Source organism: Microbacterium sp. bgisy207 (assembly GCF_057706855.1).
In genome coordinates, this window is the sequence record NZ_JBYIPB010000003.1 from 40,771 (window position 1) to 63,409 (window position 22,639).

At 68.7% G+C, this 22,639-nt stretch carries 24 protein-coding genes; all 24 read right to left on the reverse strand.

Translation table 11 applies throughout. From position 1 onward, the window contains the following. Nucleotides 1–70 precede the first annotated feature (70 nt). Nucleotides 71–856, reverse strand: a complete 786-nt coding sequence (gene trpA / locus AC3ENO_RS03320; RefSeq protein WP_434969189.1) for a tryptophan synthase subunit alpha — start codon at nucleotides 854–856, stop codon at nucleotides 71–73. After that, a complete protein-coding gene (trpB, locus tag AC3ENO_RS03325; RefSeq protein ID WP_434969190.1) occupies nucleotides 853–2,067 on the reverse strand; it encodes a tryptophan synthase subunit beta in 1,215 nt (404 codons plus the stop codon). The genes trpA and trpB overlap by 4 nt, the downstream gene beginning before the upstream one ends. After that, a complete protein-coding gene (trpC, locus tag AC3ENO_RS03330; protein WP_434969191.1) occupies nucleotides 2,064–2,840 on the reverse strand; it encodes an indole-3-glycerol phosphate synthase TrpC in 777 nt (258 codons plus the stop codon). Before trpC ends, trpB begins: the two co-directional genes overlap by 4 nt. 2 nt (nucleotides 2,841–2,842) lie before the next feature. Further along, the gene (locus AC3ENO_RS03335) at nucleotides 2,843–3,073 is read right to left on the reverse strand and encodes a DUF6704 family protein (protein WP_434969192.1); all 231 of its coding nucleotides are present in this window, start codon (nucleotides 3,071–3,073) and stop codon (nucleotides 2,843–2,845) included. Nucleotides 3,074–3,116: 43 nt separating this feature from the next. After that, the gene (locus AC3ENO_RS03340; protein WP_434969193.1) at nucleotides 3,117–3,704 is read right to left on the reverse strand and encodes a Trp biosynthesis-associated membrane protein; all 588 of its coding nucleotides are present in this window, start codon (nucleotides 3,702–3,704) and stop codon (nucleotides 3,117–3,119) included. Further along, nucleotides 3,701–4,060, reverse strand: coding sequence for a phosphoribosyl-AMP cyclohydrolase (gene hisI, locus AC3ENO_RS03345; RefSeq protein ID WP_434969194.1), 360 nt, complete (start codon nucleotides 4,058–4,060; stop codon nucleotides 3,701–3,703). The genes AC3ENO_RS03340 and hisI overlap by 4 nt, the downstream gene beginning before the upstream one ends. After that, entirely contained in the window at nucleotides 4,057–4,821 is a 765-nt protein-coding gene (gene hisF / locus AC3ENO_RS03350; protein ID WP_434969195.1) for an imidazole glycerol phosphate synthase subunit HisF, read from the reverse strand. Before hisF ends, hisI begins: the two co-directional genes overlap by 4 nt. Next, nucleotides 4,822–5,661, reverse strand: coding sequence for an ATP phosphoribosyltransferase (hisG, locus tag AC3ENO_RS03355; RefSeq protein ID WP_434969196.1), 840 nt, complete (start codon nucleotides 5,659–5,661; stop codon nucleotides 4,822–4,824). 37 nt (nucleotides 5,662–5,698) lie between these two features. Further along, complete coding sequence (locus AC3ENO_RS03360) at nucleotides 5,699–5,962, reverse strand: phosphoribosyl-ATP diphosphatase (protein WP_434969197.1); 264 nt, start codon at nucleotides 5,960–5,962, stop codon at nucleotides 5,699–5,701. A gap of 34 nt (nucleotides 5,963–5,996) precedes the next feature. Beyond that, nucleotides 5,997–6,692 (reverse strand): ribulose-phosphate 3-epimerase, encoded by a 696-nt coding sequence (gene rpe, locus AC3ENO_RS03365; protein WP_434969198.1) that lies wholly within the window; start codon nucleotides 6,690–6,692, stop codon nucleotides 5,997–5,999. A gap of 26 nt (nucleotides 6,693–6,718) precedes the next feature. Then, nucleotides 6,719–8,101 carry an RsmB/NOP family class I SAM-dependent RNA methyltransferase gene (locus AC3ENO_RS03370; RefSeq protein ID WP_434969199.1) on the reverse strand — a complete coding sequence of 461 codons (1,383 nt, stop codon included), beginning with the start codon at nucleotides 8,099–8,101 and terminating at the stop codon, nucleotides 6,719–6,721. Next, nucleotides 8,098–9,066: a methionyl-tRNA formyltransferase gene (fmt, locus tag AC3ENO_RS03375; protein WP_434969200.1), complete on the reverse strand. Its 969-nt coding sequence runs from the start codon at nucleotides 9,064–9,066 to the stop codon at nucleotides 8,098–8,100. The genes AC3ENO_RS03370 and fmt overlap by 4 nt, the downstream gene beginning before the upstream one ends. Then, nucleotides 9,063–11,060 carry a primosomal protein N' family DNA-binding protein gene (locus AC3ENO_RS03380; RefSeq protein ID WP_434969201.1) on the reverse strand — a complete coding sequence of 666 codons (1,998 nt, stop codon included), beginning with the start codon at nucleotides 11,058–11,060 and terminating at the stop codon, nucleotides 9,063–9,065. Before AC3ENO_RS03380 ends, fmt begins: the two co-directional genes overlap by 4 nt. A gap of 1 nt (nucleotide 11,061) precedes the next feature. Continuing rightward, nucleotides 11,062–12,255: a methionine adenosyltransferase gene (gene metK / locus AC3ENO_RS03385; protein ID WP_434969202.1), complete on the reverse strand. Its 1,194-nt coding sequence runs from the start codon at nucleotides 12,253–12,255 to the stop codon at nucleotides 11,062–11,064. Between the two features lie 73 nt (nucleotides 12,256–12,328). Continuing rightward, on the reverse strand, nucleotides 12,329–12,583 hold the full coding sequence (gene rpoZ, locus AC3ENO_RS03390) for a DNA-directed RNA polymerase subunit omega (RefSeq protein WP_267189766.1): 255 nt from the start codon (nucleotides 12,581–12,583) through the stop codon (nucleotides 12,329–12,331). Nucleotides 12,584–12,643: 60 nt separating this feature from the next. Beyond that, on the reverse strand, nucleotides 12,644–13,552 hold the full coding sequence (gmk, locus tag AC3ENO_RS03395) for a guanylate kinase (protein ID WP_434969203.1): 909 nt from the start codon (nucleotides 13,550–13,552) through the stop codon (nucleotides 12,644–12,646). Next, nucleotides 13,545–14,399 carry an orotidine-5'-phosphate decarboxylase gene (pyrF, locus tag AC3ENO_RS03400; protein ID WP_434969204.1) on the reverse strand — a complete coding sequence of 285 codons (855 nt, stop codon included), beginning with the start codon at nucleotides 14,397–14,399 and terminating at the stop codon, nucleotides 13,545–13,547. Before pyrF ends, gmk begins: the two co-directional genes overlap by 8 nt. Next, nucleotides 14,396–17,683, reverse strand: coding sequence for a carbamoyl-phosphate synthase large subunit (carB, locus tag AC3ENO_RS03405; RefSeq protein ID WP_434969205.1), 3,288 nt, complete (start codon nucleotides 17,681–17,683; stop codon nucleotides 14,396–14,398). The genes pyrF and carB overlap by 4 nt, the downstream gene beginning before the upstream one ends. Further along, nucleotides 17,676–18,833 (reverse strand): glutamine-hydrolyzing carbamoyl-phosphate synthase small subunit, encoded by a 1,158-nt coding sequence (gene carA / locus AC3ENO_RS03410; RefSeq protein ID WP_434969206.1) that lies wholly within the window; start codon nucleotides 18,831–18,833, stop codon nucleotides 17,676–17,678. The genes carB and carA overlap by 8 nt, the downstream gene beginning before the upstream one ends. Next, entirely contained in the window at nucleotides 18,830–19,351 is a 522-nt protein-coding gene (locus AC3ENO_RS03415; RefSeq protein WP_434969207.1) for a PH-like domain-containing protein, read from the reverse strand. The genes carA and AC3ENO_RS03415 overlap by 4 nt, the downstream gene beginning before the upstream one ends. Next, nucleotides 19,348–20,658 (reverse strand): dihydroorotase, encoded by a 1,311-nt coding sequence (locus AC3ENO_RS03420; protein ID WP_434969208.1) that lies wholly within the window; start codon nucleotides 20,656–20,658, stop codon nucleotides 19,348–19,350. The genes AC3ENO_RS03415 and AC3ENO_RS03420 overlap by 4 nt, the downstream gene beginning before the upstream one ends. Further along, nucleotides 20,655–21,635 carry an aspartate carbamoyltransferase catalytic subunit gene (locus AC3ENO_RS03425; protein ID WP_434969209.1) on the reverse strand — a complete coding sequence of 327 codons (981 nt, stop codon included), beginning with the start codon at nucleotides 21,633–21,635 and terminating at the stop codon, nucleotides 20,655–20,657. The genes AC3ENO_RS03420 and AC3ENO_RS03425 overlap by 4 nt, the downstream gene beginning before the upstream one ends. Further along, entirely contained in the window at nucleotides 21,632–22,162 is a 531-nt protein-coding gene (gene pyrR / locus AC3ENO_RS03430) for a bifunctional pyr operon transcriptional regulator/uracil phosphoribosyltransferase PyrR (protein ID WP_434969210.1), read from the reverse strand. The genes AC3ENO_RS03425 and pyrR overlap by 4 nt, the downstream gene beginning before the upstream one ends. A gap of 55 nt (nucleotides 22,163–22,217) precedes the next feature. Next, on the reverse strand, nucleotides 22,218–22,595 hold the full coding sequence (locus tag AC3ENO_RS03435) for a hypothetical protein (protein WP_434969211.1): 378 nt from the start codon (nucleotides 22,593–22,595) through the stop codon (nucleotides 22,218–22,220). Nucleotides 22,596–22,639 lie beyond the last annotated feature (44 nt).

The window sequence follows — 22,639 nt, forward strand, 5'->3', positions numbered from 1 at the left end:
CGATCGTCCTCGGTTGGTCGGGCGCCGACCGGTGGGCCGACGACGTGAGTCTAGTTCGAGTGGGCCGTGCTCACCCGCGGGCGGTGCCCGCGACGAGCTCGCGCGCCGTCGCAGCCAGTCCCGCCAGACCGCCGTCGCGCAGCGCGCGTACGAGCGCCGTGCCGACGATGGCACCGTCCGCGTACTGAAGCACACTCTGGACGTGATCCGCGTTCGAGACGCCGATCCCGACGCATGCACGCTCGGCACCGTGTTCCCGCAGGCGCGCTACGAGCGTACGCGCGGCGGCATCCAGCTGTGCTCGCTCCCCCGTGATGCCCATGGTCGAGACCGTGTAGACGAACCCCGTCGTCTCTCGCACGATCATCTCGAGTCGATCGTCGGTGGACGAGGGTGCGGCCAGGAAGATGCGGTCCAGTCCCGTTCGCCCGCTCTCGGCGAGCCAGTCCGGCGCGGCATCGGGGGTGATGTCGGGCGTAATGAGCCCCGCTCCGCCGGCGGAGCGGAGGTCGTCCGCGTACCGGGCGACGCCGTACTGCACAACGGGGTTCCAGTACGTCATGACGAGCACCGGAATGTCGACCCGTGCCGTGATTTCCCGCACCGCGGTGAACGTGTCCCGCATCCGGAAGCCCGCGGCCAGTGCCGCGTTTGTGGCCTCCTGGATGACGGGGCCGTCCATGACCGGATCGGAATACGGCGGACCGAGCTCGAGGACATCGACGCCACTGTCGGCGAGCGTGACCGCCGCCTCGATACTCGTGGCCAGGTCAGGGAAGCCGAGTGGGAGGTAGCCGATGAGCGCCCCTCGGCCCTCTGCGCGGGCCGCGTCGATCGCTGCGGCGACGGCGCTCACGCCTCCGCCTCCGCGTCGTAAAGCTCGAACCACCGCGCTGCGGTGTCCATGTCTTTGTCTCCACGGCCCGACAGGGAGATCGCGAGCACCGCGTCGGGACCCAGGTCCCGTCCGATCCGCAGGGCGCCGGCAAGAGCGTGCGCGGATTCGATCGCGGGGATGATGCCCTCGGTACGCGAGAGCAGACGCAGCGCCTCCATCGCTTCGGTATCCGTCGCGGGGATGTACTGCGCCCGGCCGATGTCCGCCAGCCACGCGTGTTCCGGACCGACACCTGGGTAGTCCAGGCCCGCCGAGATGGAGTGTGACTCCACCGTCTGCCCGTCCTCGTCCTGCAGCACGAAGGTCTTCGCGCCGTGCAGGATCCCGGGCGTTCCCCGCTCAATGGATGCCGCGTGCCGGGGGGTGTCGACGCCGTCGCCAGCGGCCTCGACGCCGTACAGCGCAACGCCCTCGTCGTCCAAGAACGCATCGAACATGCCGATCGCGTTCGATCCGCCGCCCACACAGGCGAAGACGGCGTCTGGCAACCGTCCGATCTCGTCGAGCAGTTGCGCGCGCGCCTCCTCGCCGATCACCTTCTGGAAGTCTCGGACCATCGCGGGGAACGGATGAGGGCCCGCCGCCGTGCCGAAGATGTAGTTCGTGGTCTCGACGCTCGCGACCCAGTCTCGGTACGCCTCGTTGATCGCATCCTTCAGCGTCCGCGACCCCGTCGTGACGGGGATGACCTCGGCGCCGAGAAGTCGCATGCGTGCGACGTTGAGCGCCTGGCGTTGGGTGTCGACCTCGCCCATGTAGATGGTGCACTCGAAACCGAAAAGCGCAGCTGCGGTGGCCGTCGCGACGCCGTGCTGGCCGGCTCCCGTCTCGGCGATCACCCGGGTCTTGCCGAGCCGTTGCGTCAGCAGCGCCTGTCCGAGCACGTTGTTGATCTTGTGCGATCCGGTGTGATTGAGGTCCTCACGTTTGAGGAAGACGCGGCCGGCGCCGGTGTGCTCAGCAAACCGCGGCACCTCGGTCAGCGCCGAGGGTCTGCCCGCGTAGGAGCCGAGCAGCCGAAGAAACTCCGCCTGGAACGCGGGGTCCACCCGGGCGGCCTCGTACTCGGCGGTGAGTTCATCGATCGCGGCGATCAGCGATTCGGGCATGAAGCGCCCACCGAACTCGCCGAAGAACGGACCGCGCTGCTCTCGCAGGCTCGTCGTCATGATCCTGCCTCCAGGAACGTCTTGAGGGTTGCGACGGGATCGCCGGTGACCAGCGCCTCGCCGATGAGCACGACATCGGCGCCGGCAGCCCGGTAGTGGGCGACGTCGTCGGGGGTGAGCACCGCGGACTCCGCGACCGCGATCGCATCCGTCGGGAGCGAGTCGCGGAGGCGACCGAACAGGTCGCGGTCGAGCTCGAAGGTCGACAGGTCCCTCGCGTTCACTCCGATCAGGCGGGCACCGATGTCGGATGCTCGCTGCACCTCGTCGAGCGAATGGGTTTCGACCAGCGCGGTCATCCCGAGGTCTTCGATGAGGCGGAGCAGGCGCGTGAGGGTTGGCTGGTCAAGGGCTGCCACGATCAGCAGCACGATGTCCGCTCCCGCGGCGCGGGCCTCGAACACCTGGTATTCGGTCGAGATGAAGTCCTTGCGCAGCACCGGCAGGCTGACCGCGTCACGCACCGCCGTCAGGTCGTCCAGGCTGCCCTTGAAGCGCCGTTGTTCGGTCAGGACCGAGATCGCCGATGCGCCACCGCGCTCATAGAGCGACGCGAGATGGGCAGGGTCAGGGATCGCTGCGAGGTCGCCGCGCGAGGGGCTCGCGCGCTTCACCTCCGCGATGATGCGCACCTGGGGCGCCGGTGCGAGCGCCGTCAATGCCGCGAGGGGGGCTGGGCGCGAGAGAGCGACGCGTTCGACATCGGCGAGCGGCCGCACGGATTCGCGCGTCCGGGCGTCCTCGAGTGCGCCGGCCGTGAGGTCGGCGAGCATGCTCAATGCTCTTTCGCGCTGTACCGGGAGCCGCCGACGCCATATCCCGCTTTGGCCATGATCCAGCCGACGAGCAGGCCGACAACGACGAGGGCGACGGAAGCCCATACGAGCCACGGGATGTCGAGGAAGAACGCCACCGTGCCCAGCGCGATGGCGGCGAGCATGATGACGACAGCCGTCCAGGCCGCCGGCGAGTGTCCGTGGCCGGGGTCGCCGATGGTGTTGCTCATGGATCTCCTCCGGTAGTGCTCGGGCTCTGGCTCAGTCTAGCGGTCAGGTCGTGGGGTCCTCGCCACGCGAAAGGTCGTCCCACGAGTCGATGGCATCGAGCGGTTCGCCGTGGCGTGCACGATCTCCCCGGCCTGCCCGGTACCGTCGGCCACCCTCGGGCCACCGGTGCGCGGTCATCACGACCCAGAGTCCGCCGGCTGCGAGGATGACGGCCGCGACGAGGGTCAGCGCGGGCCACGCGGTCGTCGAGATCCCCTCGACCAGTTCGTCGATGGCGTTCTGGCCACGGATCCCCGTCACGGCGCTGACCTCGGTGGCGACGGCGCTCAGCGGCGGTCCGAAGACCACCGGCGCGGTCAGAATCATCAGGACGACGCCCAGCGCCGCTCCGAGGACACCGAACACGGGGCGCAGCACTCGCCCGACGATCGACACGGCAGCTCCCAGCGCCAGCGCCGTGAGGCTCAGCGGCGCAAGGAGTACGACCGCGGACGCACCGGGAACGGCCAGAGGTTCGGCCGCTCCGTCGCTGAGCAGCACCAACAGCCACGTTTGCGTGGACGAGATGAGCCCGGTGGCCCCTGACAGCAGGAACGCCACGACACCGATCAGCCGAGCTCGCGCGATCATAACGTCTCACTGCCGACGGTCGGTTCCAGATCGGTCGTGTCGAAGCAGCTGCGCGTACCGGTGTGACACGCGGCGCCGATCTGGTCCACCTGGATCAGGAGGGCGTCGCCGTCGCAGTCCAGCCGCGCACCCCGGACATATTGAACGTGACCCGACGTGTCGCCCTTGCGCCAGTACTCGCGGCGAGAGCGGGACCAGAATGTCACCCGACCGGTACTGAGCGTGCGTCGGAGGGCCTCGGCGTCCATCCACCCGAGCATGAGCACCTCGCCGGTATCCCACTGCTGGATGATGGCGGGGGCAAGCCCATCGGTGTTGAACGCGACGGCAGCGATGCGCGCTTCAAGATCGGTCATCGACGCACCTCCACGCCCTCGGCGGCCAGGGCGGTCTTGACCTCGCCGACGGTGAGTTGACCGGTGTGGAACACGCTCGCCGCGAGCACGGCATCCGCTCCCGCGTGCACGGCCGGTGCGAAGTGCTCGACGGCCCCGGCGCCGCCGGAGGCGATGACAGGGACGGAAGAGACCTCGCGCATCAGGGAGACGAGCTCCAGATCGAAGCCCTCACGAGTACCGTCAGCATCGATCGAGTTGACCAAGAGCTCCCCCGCACCGCGATCAATCGCCTCCCGGGCCCAGGCGAGAGCGTCGAGCGCGGTCTCGGTCCGACCACCGTGGGTCGTGACGACGAAACCCGAGGGAACGGCATCCGAACGTGTGACATCCAGTGAGAGCACGAGCACTTGGGCTCCGAAGCGATCGGCGATCTCGTCGATAAGGCTCGGCCGCGCAATCGCCGCCGAATTGACACCGACCTTGTCGGCCCCGACGCCCAGAAGTCGCGCGACGTCGTCGGCGGAACGCACGCCACCCCCCACCGTGAGGGGGATGAAGACCTCCTCGGCGGTGCGCTGGACGACATCGTAGGTCGTCGCGCGCTCATCGACGGTCGCGGTGACGTCGAGGAACGTGATCTCGTCTGCGCCCTGGCGGAAGTACGTCGCAGCCAACTCGACGGGGTCGCCCATGTCGCGCAGGTTCAGGAAGTTGACGCCCTTCACCACACGGCCCGCGGCAACGTCGAGGCACGGAATGACACGGGTCGCGACGGCCATCTACAGCCTCGCCGCGTGAATCTCGGTCACGAGGATGGCGCGAGCGCCGATCGCGTAGAGCGCATCCATCACCTGGTTGACGCCCTTGCGAGGACTCATGACGCGCACCGCGACCCACGACGGGTCGCGCAACGGCGAGATCGTCGGTGACTCGATGCCCGGGGCGATCTCCACGGCGCGGTCGACCAGGTCGGCCGGAAGGTCGTAGTCGATCAGGACGTACCGGCGTGCGACCATCACGCCGCGCAGACGCCGCAGAAGCGTCTCGGTGCCCTCGACCTGCCTCGGCCCTCCAATCAGGACGGCCTCGGACTCGAGGAGTACGGGCCCGAAGATCTCCAGCCCCGCCTGCTTGAGCGTCGTGCCCGTCGAGACCACGTCAGCGACCGCGTCCGCGACGCCGAGCCGCACGGCTGACTCCACGGCGCCGTCGAGCGGCACCAGGTCAACGGCAATCCCGCGGTCATCGAGGAAGGAGTCCACCAGACCCGGATAGGCCGTCGCGACACGCATCCCTTCGAGGTCGGTGATGTCGCTGAAGCGGCCGGGAGGGCCGGCGAACCGGAACGTGGAATCGGCAAAGCCCAGCGCCTCGATCTCGCGAGCGGGCATGCGCGCGTCCAACAGCAGATCCCGGCCGGTGATCCCTACGTCGAGGGCGCCGGACCCGACGTATGTGGCGATGTCGCGCGGGCGCAGGTAGAAGAACTCGACCTCGTTGGCGGGGTCGATGACGTGAAGGTCCTTCGGGTCGCGGCGGCCGGTGTACCCGGCCTCGCTCAGCATGGCGGCGGATGTCTCGGACAGCGAACCCTTGTTGGGCACGGCGATTCGCAGCATGGGGGTCTTTCGGGTCGAAGCGGGAGGGGCGACGGGTTCAGAGATGTCGGTACACGTCCTCGAGTGAAAGCCCCTTCGCGAGCATCAGCACCTGCAGGTGGTACAGCAACTGCGAGATCTCTTCCGCGGCGGCATCGTCCGATTCGTACTCGGCGGCCATCCAGACCTCCGCGGCTTCCTCGACGATCTTCTTCCCGATCGTGTGGATGCCTGCGTCGAGTTCGGCAACCGTGCCCGACCCTTCGGGGCGGACCTGCGCCTTCACCGTCAACTCGGCGAACAGCTCCTCGAACGACTTCACTATGCCAGGGTAGCGAACCGCGCGCGATCGTCGGTCAGTGCCGATGCGCGCCGGTGCCGAGCGCGCGCAGGCGTGAGATCGCGAGATCGGGCTCGTCTGCCCCGAACACCGCCGACCCGGCCACGAAGGTATCGGCTCCCGCGGCGGCTGCCTGCTCGATCGTCGAATCCGAGATACCGCCGTCCACCTGGAGCCAGACCGACGAGCCCCGCCGGCGACATTCGTCGGTGAGCAGGCGAAGCTTGGGCATCATGTCGGCCATGAAGGATTGACCGCCGAAGCCCGGCTCCACCGTCATCACGAGAATCTGGTCGAACTCGTCGATGTAGGGGAACAGGGGCTCCACGGGGGTGGCGGGCTTGAGCGCGATACCGGCGCGTGCGCCGATTGATCGGAGCCTGCGCGCGAGGGCCACCGGCTCGGTCGTGGCCTCGGTGTGGAACGTCACCGACGCAGCCCCCAGCTCGGCGTAGCCGGGCGCCCACCGGTCGACGTCATCGATCATCAGGTGCACATCCAGCGGCACGGGGGACGTGGCCTGGATCCGCTCGACCATCTGCGGTCCGAACGTGAGGTTCGGGACGAAGTGATTGTCCATGACATCGACGTGGACGAAATCAGCGGCGGCGATGCGCTGCAGTTCGGCCTGCATGTTCACGAAGTCGGCGGCGAGGATGCTGGGATTGATGCGCACCGCGCCCGTCTGCGTTGCGGCGTCATGCGAACTCACCCCTCCATTATGGGCGACTCGCTGTGTCACCCCGTTCGGCGCAGCAGGGTGATCGACATCGCATCGGTTCCGTGGCGGTGCGGCCACAGCTGCGCTCGGCCGCTTCCAGCCCGTGGCGCGGGAAGGTCGAGAGGCGACCCCGAGACCCGACGCAGCACGTCCCGGGCGTCGAGTTCCTGGACGCTGTCCCCGTAGCGGCCCACCACCGCCGCCACGACGTCGCGTGTCTCGGCGAGGTGAGGTGAGCAGGTGACGTATGCGACGACGCCGCCCGGACGCAGGCCGGCGATCGCGGCGTCGAGCAGCGCGCGCTGAAGCTCAGCGAGCGGCGCAACGTCCTGAGGGGACTTACGCCACCTCGCCTCGGGTCGACGGCGCAGGGCGCCGAGCCCGGTGCACGGAGCATCGACGAGGATCCGGTCGTACTCGGCCGAGCCGGCGCGGTCGCGACCGTCCTGCTCCGAGACGGGGACCGCGAGCGGGATCGCCTCCAGCGAGCGGCGGACGAGCCCTGCACGCGCCGTCGACACCTCGTTCGCTTCGAGCTGGACGGCGGTTCCCGCCTGCTGCGCCTGAAGTGCACGGGCAGCCAGGAGCGCGGTCTTCCCCCCGGGTCCGGCGCACAGGTCGAGCCACCGCTCCCCCGCGCGTATCGGCCCCGACTCCGCGAGGGCGAGCGCCGCCAACTGCGAACCCTCATCCTGGACACGCACCGTCCCCTGGGATTGCGCGACGAGCCGTCCGGGGTCACCGCTGGGCGCCCGGAAACCGTGGGGGGAGAACGGGGTAGGCTCGGCGTCTTCGGGGATCGCGGCGAGCCCCGGAAGCGCTGTCATCGTGACGCGGGGTGGGTCGTTGTCGGCCGACAGGAGCTCGAGGAGCTCCCCGGCCCGTCCCTCGTCATCGAGTGCCCGTCGGAGGGCGCGGATGACCCACACCGGATGCGAGGTCCGCACGGCGAGCCGTTCGTCGTCTGATCGCGCCGCCTGTTCGGCACGCCTGATCCAGGTGGCCGCGTCGGTCTTTCCGACGGCGCGGAGCACCGCGTTGACGAAACCGACGGCCCGCTCCCCCGCCACCGAGCGGGTCAGAGCGACGGACTCGTTGACGGCGGCGTGCGGGGGAACCCGTGTGGCCAGGAGCTGGTGCACGCCCAGGCGCAGGATGTCGCGCACCGGCGGGTCGAGGGATTCCGGGGGTCGGTTCGCCGCCACCGCGATGACGGCATCCCAGGTGCCCTGCTGACGCAGGGTGCCATACGTGAGCTCCGTGGCGAGCGCGGCGTCGCCCGGGCTGAGTCGGGCGCGCGCGATCGCGGGTGGGAGGACGAGATTGGCGTACGCGTCGGCCTCATGCACCGCTCGCAGCGTGTCGTATGCGACGCGCCGAGCCGAGACGGTCCCGCTCATGCGTCCGCCCCGGCGACGTCAGGGTGTGCGTCGGATTCCCCGGGACCGTCGAGCTGCAGATCGTCGGCGCGGGCGCCGCGCCACCAGTCGCCGGCATCCATCGGGGGTTTGCCGGCCGGCTGGACGCGCTGCAACGCGATCGGTTCGGTCCCCGTTCCGACCACCACGGTCTTGGCGTGTGCCCTCACCAGCCCGGGGCGCAGGGGCGGCGTGCCCGCGGGCGCAGGGCCGATCGCCAGGATCTTCAGGCGTGCTCCGCCTGCGGTCGCGAACGCACCCGGTTCGGGTGTGACCCCGAGGATGCGCGACACCACTCGCTCGCGCGGCTGATCCCAGTCGACGCGGCCATCGGCGATGGAGAGCTTGGGCGCGTACGTCACCTCCCCGCGCTGTGGACGGCCGTGGGCTCTGCGGTCAGCGATGTCGTGCACGACGTCGGTGAGAAGGCGCGCGCCGGCGTCCGCAAGCGTGGAGAGGAGCTCGCCCGCGGTGGCCTCCGGGGGCCGAGGGAACCGGATCTCGCCGAAGACGTCGCCGTCGTCCAGACCGGGGGTGAGATGGAAGACTCCCGCCCCGATCTCGGCGTCGCCGGCGATGATGGCGTGCTGAACGGGCGCGGCGCCTCGCCACCGCGGAAGCGTGGAGAAGTGGAGGTTGATCCAGCCATGGGGCGGCGTGGACAGCAGCGGCTCACGGATGAGCGCGCCATACGCGACGATCACGCCGAGCTCGGGGTCCGCCAGGCGCACCGCCTCGAGGGCGGAGTCGTCGAGGCGTGCGGTACGTAGCACGGGAAGATCGAGCGCGGTAGCGGCGCTCGCCACCGGAGAGGGGGTCAGTGTCCGTCGGCGCCCCACCGGCGCATCGGGACGGGTGATCACCAAGGCGATGTCGTGACCGGCGTCCGCGAGAGCCCGCAACGAGGGGACAGCGGCGTCGGGAGTTCCCGCGAAAACGAGTCTCATGAGTGCGCCTCCAAAGTGAGATCGGGCAGATCGAGTCGGATCCGCAGTGTCGCACGTGCGGCTCCGCCGCGCGTGCGGCTGCGGCGGCCTCGGAGCGCGTCGGCCACAACCGCGGCACGCAGCGACCGCGCGACGTCTGCGCCATCGTGGTAGTCGAAACGCACGAGCGCGCGCACGCCGTTCTCGTGCGGTGTCTCGGTCTGCACCGGTACCGGTCCGAGGATGTCAGCCGCCCGCAGTCGAGGCAGATCCTCGCGCAAGGCTGCCAGGGCAGCCTCCACCGATGCGCGTGTGCCTTCCAGGGCAGCGACCCGGACCGCGGGTGGCATCCGGAGCTCCGCGCGCTCGGCCAGTTCGGCGCGCGCGAAGGCGGGCTGCGTCCAGGTCGCGAGGGCGCGTCCGAGCGCACCGGCGACGCCGACCAGGTGAACCGGCGCTCCGGGCGCGGCCAGAGCTGCCGCGTTCGACCACCACCGCAGACAATGCTCAGCGATCCGCAGGTCTTCCGCGAGCAGCATCCGTTCGCCATCTAGCAGCAGGACCGCTCGGTACCCGCCCGGGACGAACGGCTCTGCGCCCCGCGTCGCAACGACCAGCGCCGGCGCGGCGGGCACGTCGTGGACCTGGTGCTCCGAGTCGGAGACGATGACACGGATGCCGGGAAAGGCGCGACCGAGTTCCTCGGCGGTGCGCCGGCTGCCCGATCCGACGAGGATCAGCCGCGTCCCCGCGCAGGTCGCGCAGGTCCAGGCGTCGGCGCGCCGCCCGCAGGCTGCGCAGACCGGCGTCGCACCACGCGCAGCGGCGTGCAACGGTCCGCCGCAGGAGCGGCAGCGTGCGGGCCGGCGGCAGTCAGCGCAGGCAAGCACAGGAGCGTACCCCGGGCGGGCGACCTGGATGAGAACCGGTCCGGTCCGGACCGCGTCGCGCGCCGCGGTGAACGCCGCTGACGGAATCCGCGCGGCACCGGTCTCGCCCTCGCGCAGCGGAGTGAGGACCACGCGCGGCGAGGTCGGTCGGCGAGCGGTGATCTCGGTGACCCACCCGATGTCGACCAACCGTTGCACGTCCGTCGATCGCGTGTATCCGGCGAACAGAAGTGCGGAGTGCTCCTGCTCCTGGCGCACAAGGGCGGCATCGCGCGCGTGGACTCCCGGCGAGAGCGGCTCGCGAAGGAGTGGATCGCCGTCGTCCCAGAGGGCGATGAGGCCGAGGTCGTGGACCGGCGCGTAGACGGCGGACCGGTTCCCGATCACGATCGAGGGCACCGGCTCGAGCAGACGGAGGTACGCCGCGTAGCGGGCGGGCGCGCTTTGCGCAGCATCCGTCCTGACCACTGCGTCTGCGACCCCGAGTGCGATCAGGCCCTGCTCGAGCTGATCGAGATCCCGGTGGTCGGGCACCACCAGGATGCTGCTGCGGTCGCGCGCCAAGAGGGAAACCGCGGACGCGGCAAGCATCTGCACCCACCCCGACGGCGTCTGTGGGGTCGGCGCGCGCCCTGTGGGCGCCGTGATCGCCGCGCGCGTGCCCGCAGCAAGCGCCTCTTCCAGTGCGGGAAACTCCCGCAACGTGTGCGCCGCCCGTTCCACGGTGTCCGCACCAAGGGGCGGCGCTGAGGCACGGTCGGCGCTCTGCCAGGCTTTCTCGGCGCGAACCATACGCCGGGGCACGACCAGGCGCAGAACGTCGGATGCGGATCCTGCCGATCGGTCGGCGACTTTTCGGGCGAGGTCGTAGAGCCGGCGCGGCAGCACGGGGACCGGAGAGACGACGGCGTCCACCGCCGACAGCGGACGGTCTGCGGAGGGTTCGTCGCTCAGCTCCACGATGTAGCCGTCGACGATGCGGCCCGCCGCGCGAAGCGGAACGCGCACGCGCACACCTTCGCGTGCGGTGGGGGCGAGATCGTCGGGAATCGCGTAGTCGAAGAGCCGATCCAATTGCGGCAGCGGCGAGTCCAGAAGCACTCGCGCGATGCGCCGAGTGGTCATCTCACAAACCGGCGGCAGCGCGCAGATCGTCGGCGCGGTCGGTGCGCTCCCACGTGAAGTCTGCGAGCTCCCGACCGAAATGCCCGTACGCAGCTGTTCGGGCATAGATGGGACGAAGCAGGTCGAGCTGGTCGATGATCGCTTTCGGGCGAAGATCGAACACCTCGAGGATCGCCGCGGTGATGACATCATCCGGCACGTGTCCGGTGCCGAAGGTCTCGACGTACAGGCCCACCGGTGCGGCCTTGCCGATCGCGTAGGCGACCTGCACTTCGAGGCGCTCTGCCAGACCTGCCGCGACGGCGTTCTTCGCGACCCAGCGCATGGCGTACGCCGCAGAACGGTCGACCTTCGATGGATCCTTGCCGCTGAAGGCCCCGCCGCCGTGACGGGACGCTCCCCCGTATGTGTCGATGATGATCTTGCGGCCGGTCAGCCCCGCATCTCCCTTGGGTCCGCCGATGACGAACGGGCCCGCCGGATTGATGTAGTACTTCACGTCGGGAAGGTCCAACCCCGTGCTCTCGAGAACGGGATCGATGACCGCCTCGCGGACCTGGGCCCGCAGATCGTCCTGAGAGATGTCGGGATGGTGCTGGGTGGACAGCACGACCGACTCGACTGTGCGGGGCACTGCGCCCTCGAAGCCCAGCGTGACCTGCGTCTTGCCATCGGGCCGCAGGAACGCGAGCTCTCCGGAGCGCCGGACGGCGGCCAGACGCTCCGCCATCCGGTGCGCAGTCCACGCCGCAACGGGCATGAGCTGCGGCGTCTCGGTCGTCGCGTAGCCGAACATGATGCCCTGGTCACCGGCGCCCTGTTCGTCCCGCGGGTCGGAGGAACCGCGCTCACGCTGTTCGAAGGCCTTGTTCACCCCTGACGCGATGTCGGAGGACTGCGCCCCGATCGACACGCTCACGCCGCACGATTCGCCGTCGAAGCCGGTCTCGCTGGACGTGTACCCGATGCGGTTGACGACATCCCGAACGATCGCGGGGATCTCGACATACGCCGAGGTGCTGACTTCGCCGGCGACGTGGACCAGACCGGTCGTCACGAGCGTCTCCACGGCGACGCGCCCCCGCGGATCCTCATTGAGGATCGCATCGAGAATGCTGTCGGAGATCTGGTCGCAGATCTTGTCCGGATGACCCTCGGTGACCGATTCGGACGTGAACAGACGCAACGAGGTCATGGAGCTCCCGTCAGTGGTGGACGCCGATCAGTATCGCGCCGGTGGACGACACCGGCGCGCGCGGAGGTGAGGGTCAGTCGATCGGACGCAGGCGGAGCTTGTCTTCGTTGATCTCGTGAAGCGCGATCGTGAGCGGCTTGTCCTCGACGGTGGAGTCGACGAGCGGACCCACGTTGTCGAAGAGGTTGCCCTCATGCAGATCCGAGTAGTAGTCGTTGATCTGACGGGCCCGCTTGGCGGCGTAGATCACGAGCTGGTACTTGGAATCGACCTTCTCGAGAAGACTGTCGATGGGCGGCTCGATGATGCCCTGATTGTTCCCGGCCATGGCGGAATCCCTTCGCTGGCGACGGATGTCGGTGAGAGGTCTACGGCGCCGCAGTCGCGCTCAGCGCGCGGGCGCATTCATCAATTCTACGACCTCGCGTGCCGCAGCGGCGACGTCGGCGTTCACGACGCGGTAATCGAACTCATCCTGGGCCGCCAACTCGACACGAGCGGTGCGCAGGCGTCGCGCACGTTCCTCGGCGTCCTCCGTGCCGCGTCCGATCAGTCGGCTGACCAGCTCGTCCCAGCTGGGCGGGAGCAAGAAGACGAGTGTCGCATCCGGTTGCGCGGCGCGAACCTGTCGCGCCCCCTGCAGATCGATCTCCAGCAGCACGGACTGACCGCGCTCAAGCGCCGCACGGATGGGGGCGCGCGGGGTTCCGTATCGGTAGGCATTGTGGACGGTTGCCCATTCGAGCAGTTCCCCGTCGGCAATCAGCCTGTCGAACTCCGCATCGTCGACGAAGTAATAGTGCTCCCCGTCGAGTTCGCCCGGCCGCGCCGGGCGAGTGGTCGCCGAGATCGAGAGATGGATCTCGGGATGATGAGTGCGGATGTGTTGAGCGACAGTGCCCTTGCCGACGGCGGTGGGGCCGGCGAGGACGACCAGACGCGAACGGTCGGCGCGCGGATGCGGCTGCGGAACGCGCTCGTCGAGGAAAGCACGCAGTGCGCGCTGTTGCCGAGCTCCGAGTCCGCCGAGGCGCTTGGCAGGCGAGATCTGGAGCCGCTCCATGATCTTGTCGCGCTTTCCCACACCGATCGCGGGTATCGCGGTCAGGAATTCGGTGACGCGCATCGCCCCCGCCGGCGAGTCGGGCGCGGCGAGGGCCCGCCGCAGGAGCTCCTGCGGCGAGATCACTCTCATCGCGACATCCTGCTTCAGCGACGCGCGTTCGCGACGGGCGGCGACGGCGCGCCGCGACGCCGCGATGCGATCGACCTCGGGCGGGGCGGGACGTTCAGTCATGGCTGACTCGAGGATAGAGCGCGGCGCGCTGCTCGATCCGCGATTCGAGCCGGCTGGGACCCACCGCCAGGATGCTTCTGCTTTCGGAAGCGATCACGTTGGCCGCGACGTAGCCGAACAGACGCGGGAGGTCCGCCGGCTCGGCCCCCTGTGCTCCGAACCCCGGGGCAAGGACGGGCGTTCCGGCCAGGACCACATCGCTGAGCCCGAAGGCAGCGCGATCGACGGTGGCGCCGACGACCAGGCCCGCCGACCCGAGCGCGCCGGGGAGGCCGACATTGAGACCGCCGATCTCCCGGGCGATCCGTGACGCCACGCTTTCGTCATCCGACGCCGAGTCGTCCCGGGTGATGGCGGTCTGGACGGGCCTGCCCTCGGGGTTGCTCGTCGCCGCCAGGACGAATGCGCCCTTGTTTCGCCGGATGGCCGCCGAGATCGTCGGGTAGAGGGAGTCCGGGCCGAGGTAAGGGCTGAGCGTCACGGCATCCGCCTCCAGCGGGGAACCCGGCTCGAGCCATGCGGCGGCGTACCCGTCCATCGTCGTACCGATGTCGCCCCGCTTCGCGTCGGCGATGACGATCAGGTTCGCGCTGCGAGCAGCCGCCATGACCTCCTCCAGGGCTGCGAAACCCGCGGACCCGTACCGCTCGAAGAACGCGACCTGCGGCTTGACGATGCCCACGCGTCCGGCGCACGCCTCGACGACGCGGAGTCCGAACTCGCGTGCCCCGTCGGCACTGACGCCCAGTCCCCAGGATTCCAACAGGCTCGCATGGGGGTCGATGCCCACGCAGAGGGGGCCGTACTCCCCCAGCGTCGCCCACAGTCGCGTACCGAACGATGTCACGCGCGCTCAGCCCTCTCGCGCGCATAGTCCTGCAGGCTCTTCACCTCGAAGCCCTCCCGCAGTACGGGGAACGCGCTCACGGCAGCGCCGAGCACCGCCATCGTCGTGAACAGGGCCTTGTCCCCCGCGACCGCGGCAGCGCGGATCTCGTAGCCGTCAGCCCGGGCCATGCCGCCGCTGGGCGTGTTGACCACGATGTCGATCCGGCCGTCGTTGATGAGATCCACGACATTGGTCTCGCCCGAGGCCTGCGTCGCGGAGTACTTGTTGACGACCTCGACGGCGATGCCGTTGCGGGCCAGGATCTCGGCGGTGCCCTCGGTCGCGAGAAGCTCGAACCCGAGTTCCTGCAGACGGTGCGCCGGCAGGATGACGGCACGCTTGTCGGCATCGGACACCGAGATGAACACCGTGCCCTCCAGCGGCAGGCCGCCGTACGCCGCGGCCTGGCTCTTTGCGAACGCCGTCGGGAAGTCGCGATCGATGCCCATCACCTCGCCCGTCGACCGCATCTCGGGGCCCAGGACGGAGTCGACGATCTGGCCGTCCTTCGTGCGGAAACGCTTGAAGGGAAGCACCGCTTCCTTGACCGCGACCGGCGCGTCCAGCGGCACCCGGGAACCGTCGGATGCCGGCAGCAAGCCCTCTGCGATGAGCTCGGCGATCGTGGCGCCGGCCATGATGCGGCTTGCCGCCTTTGCGAGCGGAATCCCCAGAGCCTTCGAGACGAACGGGACAGTGCGGCTCGCACGCGGGTTCGCCTCGATGACATAGAGCACGCCGGCGCTGATCGCGAACTGCACGTTCAACAATCCGCGAACGCCGACCCCGCGCGCGATCGCCAGCGTGGCGTCGCGGACCCGGTCGACCTCGGTGCGCCCGAGGGAGACCGGCGGCAGCGTGCAACTCGAATCGCCGGAGTGGATGCCGGCCTCCTCGAGGTGCTCCATGACCCCGCCGATATAGAGCTCGTCGCCGTCGTAGAGGGCGTCCACGTCGATCTCGATCGCGTCGTCGAGGAAGCGGTCGACCAGCAGGGGCATCCCCGGACCGATGATCGCCTGGTCGGCGATCCGCACGAAATAGTCGCGCAGGCTGGCGGTGTCGTACACGATCTCCATGCCGCGGCCGCCCAGCACAAAGCTCGGTCGCACAAGCACCGGGTAACCGATGTCTTCGGCCACTGCGACGGCGCCGTCGACGTCGACCGCGGTGCCGTGGCGCGGAGCGATGAGGCCGGCATCAGCGAGGATGCCGCTGAAGAGGCTTCTTTCCTCCGCGAGGTCGATGGCTGCCGGGCTTGTGCCGAGGATCGTGTAACCGGCAGCCTCGATGCCCTTGGCGAGCCCGAGCGGTGTCTGGCCGCCCAGCTGGCAGATGACCCCCAGGATGGTCCCGGAACGGGACTCGGCGTGCAGCACCTCCAGAACGTCCTCCAGCGTGAGCGGCTCGAAGTAGAGGCGGTCGGACGTGTCGTAGTCGGTGGACACCGTCTCTGGGTTGCAGTTGACCATGACGGTCTCGAAACCGGCGTCGCTCAGGGCGAAGGACGCGTGCACGCAGGAGTAGTCGAACTCCACGCCCTGACCGATGCGGTTCGGGCCGGAACCGATGATCACGACCTTCGTGCGCTCGGATGCGCTGACCTCGGTCTCGGTGTCGTAGCTCGAGTAGTGATAAGGGGTCAGTGCCGGGAACTCGCCGGCACAGGTGTCGACGGTCTTGTACACGGGACGGATGTCGAGGCCGTGTCGGATGCCGCGGACCTCGGACTCCGAGATCCCGCGGAGCTCGGCGATCTGCGCGTCGCTGAAACCGTGTTCCTTCGCCACGCGCAGCGTCTCGGCATCCAGTTCCCCGGCGTGCGCGACGAACGTCGCGACCTCGTTGATCAGGACGATCTGGTCGAGGAACCACGGGTCGATCGCGGTGGCCTCGAAGGCCTGCTCCACCGTTGCGCCCTTGCGCAGGGCCTGCTGGACGACGACGATGCGGCCATCCGTGGGCGTGCGGGCGATCTCGAGCAGTTCGTCCACAGAACGATCCTCGTCGCCCCAGTGGAAGCTGGATCCGCGCTTTTCGAGCGAGCGCAGTGCCTTCTGCAGCGCCGTCGTGTAATTGCGACCGATCGCCATCGCCTCGCCGACCGACTTCATGGTCGTCGTGAGGGTCGTGTCGGCGGCGGGGAATTTCTCGAAGTTGAACCGGGGCACCTTGACGACGACGTAGTCGAGGGTCGGTTCGAAGCTTGCCGGGGTGACCTTCGTGATGTCGTTGGGGATCTCATCGAGGCGGTACCCGATGGCGAGTTTGGCGGCGATCTTCGCGATCGGGAACCCGGTCGCCTTCGACGCCAGTGCCGACGAGCGGGACACGCGCGGGTTCATCTCGATGACGATGATGCGTCCGCTGGCGGGGTCGACGGCGAACTGGATGTTGCATCCCCCGGTGTCCACGCCGACCGCGCGGATGATGTCGATACCGATGTCACGAAGACGCTGGTACTCGCGGTCGGTGAGAGTCAGAGCCGGGGCCACCGTGATCGAATCACCCGTGTGCACACCGACGGGGTCGACGTTCTCGATCGAGCACACGACCACCGTGTTGTCGGCGGTGTCGCGCATGAGCTCGAGCTCGTACTCCTTCCAGCCGAGGATGGACTCCTCGAGGAGAACCTCGTGCGTGGGCGAGTCGTGGAGCCCGGCGCCCGCGATGCGGCGCAGGTCGGCCTCGTCGTAGGCGAAGCCCGAACCCAACCCTCCCATCGTGAAGGAGGGACGCACCACGAGCGGGTATCCGAGTTCTTCGGCGCCGGCGAGCACCTCGTCCATCGTGTGGCAGATGCGGCTGGCGGCCACATCTGCACCCGCCTCGATCACGAGTTCCTTGAACACCTGGCGGTCCTCGCCCTTGCGGATCGCGCCCACCTTCGCGCCGATCAACTCGACGTCGTACTTCTCGAGGATGCCGCGATCGTGCAGCGCCATGGCGGCGTTGAGCGCCGTCTGACCGCCAAGGGTCGGCAGGATCGCATCCGGCTTCTCTTTCGCGATGATCGTCTCGATCACCTCGGGGGTGATCGGCTCGATGTAGGTGGCGTCGGCGAAGTCCGGATCGGTCATGATGGTGGCCGGGTTGGAGTTGACCAGGATGACGCGCACGCCCTCGGCGCGCAGCACTCGGCACGCCTGGGTGCCGGAGTAGTCGAACTCACAGGCCTGACCGATCACGATCGGGCCGGAGCCGATGACCAGGACGGAGCGGATGTCGTCGCGCTTAGGCATTCGCTTCTTTCATGCTGAGGTTCGCGCGAACGAGGTCGGCGAACCGGTCGAACAGGTAGTTGGCGTCGTGGGGCCCGGCAGCGGCTTCGGGGTGGTACTGCACAGAGAACGCCGGGATGTCGAGCGCCCGGAGACCTTCCACGACCCGATCGTTGAGGCCGATGTGGCTCACTTCGACTCGTCCGTAGCCCTGTGGGCTCTCGAAGGGTTCATCCAGGGGGGCCTCGACGGCGAACCCGTGGTTGTGGGCGGTGATCTCCACGCGACCGGTCTGCTTGTCCAGTACCGGCTGATTGATGCCCCGGTGCCCGAAAGGCAGCTTGTAGGTGTCGAGACCGAGCGCGCGACCGAGCAGCTGGTTGCCGAAGCAGATACCGAAGAACGGAACGCGGTCATCGAGCACGGCGCGCAGCAGCTCGACATGGTCTGCGGAGGCAGACGGGTCCCCCGGACCGTTCGAGTAGAAGACCCCGACCGGATCGATGGCCCGGATGTCATCGATCGTCGCATCCTGCGGCAGCACGTGGACATCGAACCCGCGCGCGGCGAGGTTGTCGATCGTCGCCTTCTTGATCCCGAGGTCGATCACCGCGAGCGAACCGAGCCGCTCCCCGGTGGCGGGCGTGACCTCGGGCGCGGTGACCGACACGGATGCCGACAGGTTCTGCCCCGCCATCGCGGGCGCCTCGCGAACCAGGCGCAGGTGTTCCTCGGGGTCGAGCGCTACCGCCTCTCCCGAGAAGACACCCCCACGCATGGAGCCCGCCGACCTGATGTGCCGCGTCACCGCGCGCGTGTCGATGCCGCTGATGCCGACGATCCCGTCGCGCTCGAGCGCATCATCGAGGGACTCGTCCGCCCGCCAATTGGAGACGACGCGCGACGGGTCCCGAACGATGTATCCAGCGACCCAGATCCGCCGCGACTCGGGATCCTCGTCGTTCATGCCGGTGTTCCCGATGTGCGGTGCCGTCTGCAGGACGATCTGGCCCGCGTAGGACGGATCGGTGAGGGTCTCCTGATATCCGGTCATCCCGGTGGCGAAGACGACTTCGCCCAGCGTCACACCGCGCGCACCGTAGGCGCGACCTCGGAAGCGCGTCCCGTCCTCGAGGACGAGCACGGCAGGATCAGTTCGGAAGAGGGTCATTCGGAATCTCCGGGGGATGTGGAGGGGTCGGAGGCGCCGGCCAGCGGCGCGAGGGCTTCTGCGAGGCGACGCGCGGACGTGTCGCGAGGGCGCAGGTAGGTGTCGACGACCACGCCGGTGTCGGCGAGCCAGCTCACGCGAACCAGGCCGTCCTTCTCGACCACGCGATCGATCGTCATGGTCGCCTGGGTGACGTCGGTGATCCGGTCGGAGCCGATCGTGATGCGGGGCTGACCTGTGAGATCCAGGGCGACAGCGGCATCCGTGACGGTCACCGTGACCGGCGACCGGTACCCGAGCCCCGGCGCGGCGATCCGTTCCAGGGGTGCGTCATGGACGGTCGTTGCCACGTACAGGGCGTCGATCACCTCGCGCGCGGCGCCGGCGTCGCTCAGTTCGGATGGGGCGATGAGCGGCATCCGGTCCCGCCGGGTGCGCCGCACCCAGCCCCATGCGGCAAGTCCCAGGAGCACAACGGCGACCGCGACCATCACGAGGACGGCGGCTTCGCGGGTCATGCCATCACCCCCGGAGTGTCGAGGACGGCACCGTCGGCGACCGTGACGGTGCCGCGGTTGACCGTCAACCGGATCTGTCCGGGCAGCCGTTCGCCGAGGTACGGAGAGTTCCGGCTGCGCCCGCGCAGATCCTCTACCGAGAACGTCCGGATCGGGGTCGGGTCGTAGAGCGTGAACGACGCCGGCTGGCCCACCTCGACGGGTGTCCCATGGCCGCTCACGCTGCCGATACGCGCCGGCGCGGCGGACATCGTGCGCGCCACATCGGTCCAGGCCATGCGCCCGGTCGCGACCATCGTGCTGTGGACGACGCGCAGCGCGCTCTCCAGGCCCACCATGCCGTGGGATGCTGCCTCCCACTCGCAGGCTTTGGTCTCGCTCGGATGCGGCGCATGATCTGTGGCGACGATGTCGATCGTGCCGTCGGCGAGGCCTTCCCGCACGGCCTCGACGTCCTCGGCCGTGCGAAGCGGCGGGTTGACCTTGAACCGGGCGTCATACCCGCGGACTCGGTCCTCCGTCAGGAGCAGGTGGTGCGGCGTGACTTCGGCCGTCACCGCAATGCCGCGTTTCTTGGCCCATCGGATGATGTCGACCGAGCCGGCCGTCGACAGATGACAGACGTGGAGGCGCGACCCGACGTGCTCGGCCAGCAGGACATCCCGCGCGATGATGGCTTCCTCCGCCACCGCAGGCCAACCCGCCAGCCCGAGCTCCGCCGACACCACACCCTCGTTCATCTGCGCACCTTCGGTCAGACGCGGGTCTTGCGCGTGCTGCGCGATGACACCGCCGAAGGCCTTCACGTATTCGAGTGCGCGGCGCATGATGACGGGGTCCCAGACGCAGAAGCCGTCGTCGCTGAACACGCGCACGCGTGCGCGAGAGTCCGCCATCGCCCCGAGTTCGGCCAGACGCTCGCCCTTCTGCCCGACGGTGACCGCCCCGATGGGCTGCACCGTGACGTATCCGGCGGCTTCGCCGAGGGCGAGCTCCTGCTCCACGACGCCCGCGGTGTCGGCGACCGGAGAGGTGTTCGGCATCGTGAAGACTGTCGTGAAGCCTCCGGCGGCGGCGGCCCGGGAGCCGGTGAGGATGGTCTCCGATGCCTCGTATCCGGGTTCTCTGAAGTGGACGTGGAGGTCGACGAGGCCGGGAAGCGCGAGCAAGCCGGATGCGTCAATGACCCGCGCACCAGCCCTGTGGAGACCGGGGCCGGCCTCGACGATCATGCCGTCGTCGACGATCAGGTCGGTGCGGGTTCCGTCCACGAGTTCTGCATCGCGGACCAGGAGGACCTCGTTCATTGCTGTTCCTCCTTCGTGCCCGATGACAACGGTGGTGACGCCGAACCTGCCAGCAACAGGTACAGCACCGCCATCCGTACCGAAACGCCGTTGGCAACCTGTTCCAGGACGGTGGATTGTGCTGAATCGGCGGCTTCGGCGGAGATCTCGAGCCCTCTGTTCATGGGCCCCGGGTGCATGACAATGCTATCGGCGCCCAGCGCCGCGAGTCGCCGCGCGTCGAAGCCCCAGCGTCTGGCGTACTCGCGCTCGCTGGGGAAGTACGCAGCATTCATGCGCTCCAGCTGGATCCGCAGCAGCATCAGCACGTCCGGAGCCGCCGAGATCGCCTGATCGAGGTCGTAGACCACCTCGGCAGGCCAGGCGGACACGTCCTGCGGCACAAGGGTCGGGGGCGCGACGAGCGTCACCTGCGCACCGAGGGTGTGAAGCAGCCACATGTTGGAGCGGGCGACGCGGGAATGGAGGACATCCCCGACGATGGCGACGCGCGTGCCTGACAGGTCACGGCCTCTGCTGTCCTGGCCGAACAGACGCTTGCGCATGGTGAAGGCATCCAGCAGTGCCTGTGTCGGATGCTCGTGCGTGCCGTCACCGGCGTTGACGACGCCTGCCGTGATCCAGCCGCTCGTGGCGAGCGTGTGAGGCGCACCCGAGGCGCCATGGCGGATGATGACGGCATCCGCGCCCATCGCCTGCAAGGTCTGGGCAGTGTCCTGCAGCGACTCGCCTTTCGAGACGGAGGACCCCTTCGCGGCGAAGTTGATCACATCCGCGGACAGACGCTTGGCGGCGGCTTCGAACGAGATCCGCGTGCGGGTGGAGTCTTCGAAGAAGAGATTGACGACCGTCTTGCCGCGCAGCGTCGGGAGTTTCTTGACCTCGCGGCGCTGCGTGTCTGACATGTCTTCAGCGGTGTCGAGAATCCGCAGCGCGTCCTCTCGCGAGAGGGTAGCGGTGTCGAGCAGGTGCCTCATGATCGGATGCTCACCTCGTCGATGCCGTCGATCTCACGCAGTCGCACCGCGACGTGCTCCGATCGGGAACTCGGCAGGTTCTTCCCGACGAAATCGGGGCGGATCGGAAGCTCACGGTGTCCGCGGTCGACCAGGATGGCCAGGCGCACGGCGGATGGACGGCCGATGTCCTGCAGCGCATCCAGCGCGGCACGGATGCTTCGCCCCGAGAAAAGCACGTCGTCCACGAGCACGACGGTCTTGCCGTCGATCCCGGCGTCGGGGATGCGGGTCGGATGCGGGGTACGCGTCGGGTTGCGATGCAGATCGTCGCGGTACATCGTGACATCCAGCGCACCGACGGGCACGGGGTGGGCAGTGAAGCCGCTGATGAGGGTCGCGACGCGCTCCGCGAGCGGGACACCGCGCGTGGGGATACCGAGAAGGACGAGTTCGCCGGCACCGCGGTTGGATTCGATGATCTCGTGCGAGATTCTCGTCAGAGCGCGTGAGATGTCGGCATCCTGCATGACCGTGCGGGTGCTCATCGTCGCTCCCTTCTCCGCCTCACAGGACGGGGTTAAAGGTTGCTGTGGTTCGAGACTACCCGACGCGGGGCGGCGCGGCGAGGAGCCACCGCACTCCGGCGCGGGCGGCCAGCAGGACGAGGATCAGACCGGTGACAGCGAAGAAGCCTCCCAGTTGCACGCGACCGGCGAACAGAAGCGCGATCACCTCGAGCACGACAATCTTGCTGCCCGGCAGCAGCAGGACCAGCATCGCTGCGGCTGTCGCTTTCTGAACCGGTCGAGCGGCGGTACGCAGGCGGGCAAGCACAAGGCGTTTCAGCGCGCGCACGCCCTCAAGGACGAGCTTGAGCACGACGGCGGTCAACAGCGACAGCGTGAAGGTCTCGCTGATGACGGCCGGGAAGTACTCGATCGCGAGGTTGAGCACCACGACGTAGACCAGGACGTCCACCAGGTGCAGCGGGTCCAGCCCGAAGCGGAGCCCGCGATCGGTGC

Coding starts and splice junctions, on each gene's coding strand:
- trpC (WP_434969191.1), bottom strand. CDS start 2,840: ATGCTCGCCGACCTCACGGCCGGCGCACTCGAGGACGCCCGGACGCGC.
- hisI (WP_434969194.1), bottom strand. CDS start 4,060: ATGACCGATCTTGAAGCGCGCATCGCTGCCGTCGCGTTCAACACCGAT.
- AC3ENO_RS03415 (WP_434969207.1), bottom strand. CDS start 19,351: ATGACCCGCGAAGCCGCCGTCCTCGTGATGGTCGCGGTCGCCGTTGTG.
- AC3ENO_RS03340 (WP_434969193.1), bottom strand. CDS start 3,704: ATGATCGCGCGAGCTCGGCTGATCGGTGTCGTGGCGTTCCTGCTGTCA.
- gmk (WP_434969203.1), bottom strand. CDS start 13,552: ATGACTGAACGTCCCGCCCCGCCCGAGGTCGATCGCATCGCGGCGTCG.
- hisF (WP_434969195.1), bottom strand. CDS start 4,821: ATGGCCGTCGCGACCCGTGTCATTCCGTGCCTCGACGTTGCCGCGGGC.
- rpoZ (WP_267189766.1), bottom strand. CDS start 12,583: ATGGCCGGGAACAATCAGGGCATCATCGAGCCGCCCATCGACAGTCTT.
- carB (WP_434969205.1), bottom strand. CDS start 17,683: ATGCCTAAGCGCGACGACATCCGCTCCGTCCTGGTCATCGGCTCCGGC.
- fmt (WP_434969200.1), bottom strand. CDS start 9,066: ATGAGACTCGTTTTCGCGGGAACTCCCGACGCCGCTGTCCCCTCGTTG.
- AC3ENO_RS03335 (WP_434969192.1), bottom strand. CDS start 3,073: ATGAGCAACACCATCGGCGACCCCGGCCACGGACACTCGCCGGCGGCC.
- carA (WP_434969206.1), bottom strand. CDS start 18,833: ATGACCCTCTTCCGAACTGATCCTGCCGTGCTCGTCCTCGAGGACGGG.
- AC3ENO_RS03380 (WP_434969201.1), bottom strand. CDS start 11,060: ATGACCACTCGGCGCATCGCGCGAGTGCTTCTGGACTCGCCGCTGCCG.
- metK (WP_434969202.1), bottom strand. CDS start 12,255: ATGACCTCGTTGCGTCTGTTCACGTCCGAATCGGTCACCGAGGGTCAT.
- hisG (WP_434969196.1), bottom strand. CDS start 5,661: ATGCTGCGAATCGCCGTGCCCAACAAGGGTTCGCTGTCCGAGACATCC.
- AC3ENO_RS03420 (WP_434969208.1), bottom strand. CDS start 20,658: ATGAACGAGGTCCTCCTGGTCCGCGATGCAGAACTCGTGGACGGAACC.
- trpB (WP_434969190.1), bottom strand. CDS start 2,067: ATGACGACGAGCCTGCGAGAGCAGCGCGGTCCGTTCTTCGGCGAGTTC.
- AC3ENO_RS03370 (WP_434969199.1), bottom strand. CDS start 8,101: ATGAGCGGGACCGTCTCGGCTCGGCGCGTCGCATACGACACGCTGCGA.
- pyrR (WP_434969210.1), bottom strand. CDS start 22,162: ATGAGCACCCGCACGGTCATGCAGGATGCCGACATCTCACGCGCTCTG.
- AC3ENO_RS03425 (WP_434969209.1), bottom strand. CDS start 21,635: ATGAGGCACCTGCTCGACACCGCTACCCTCTCGCGAGAGGACGCGCTG.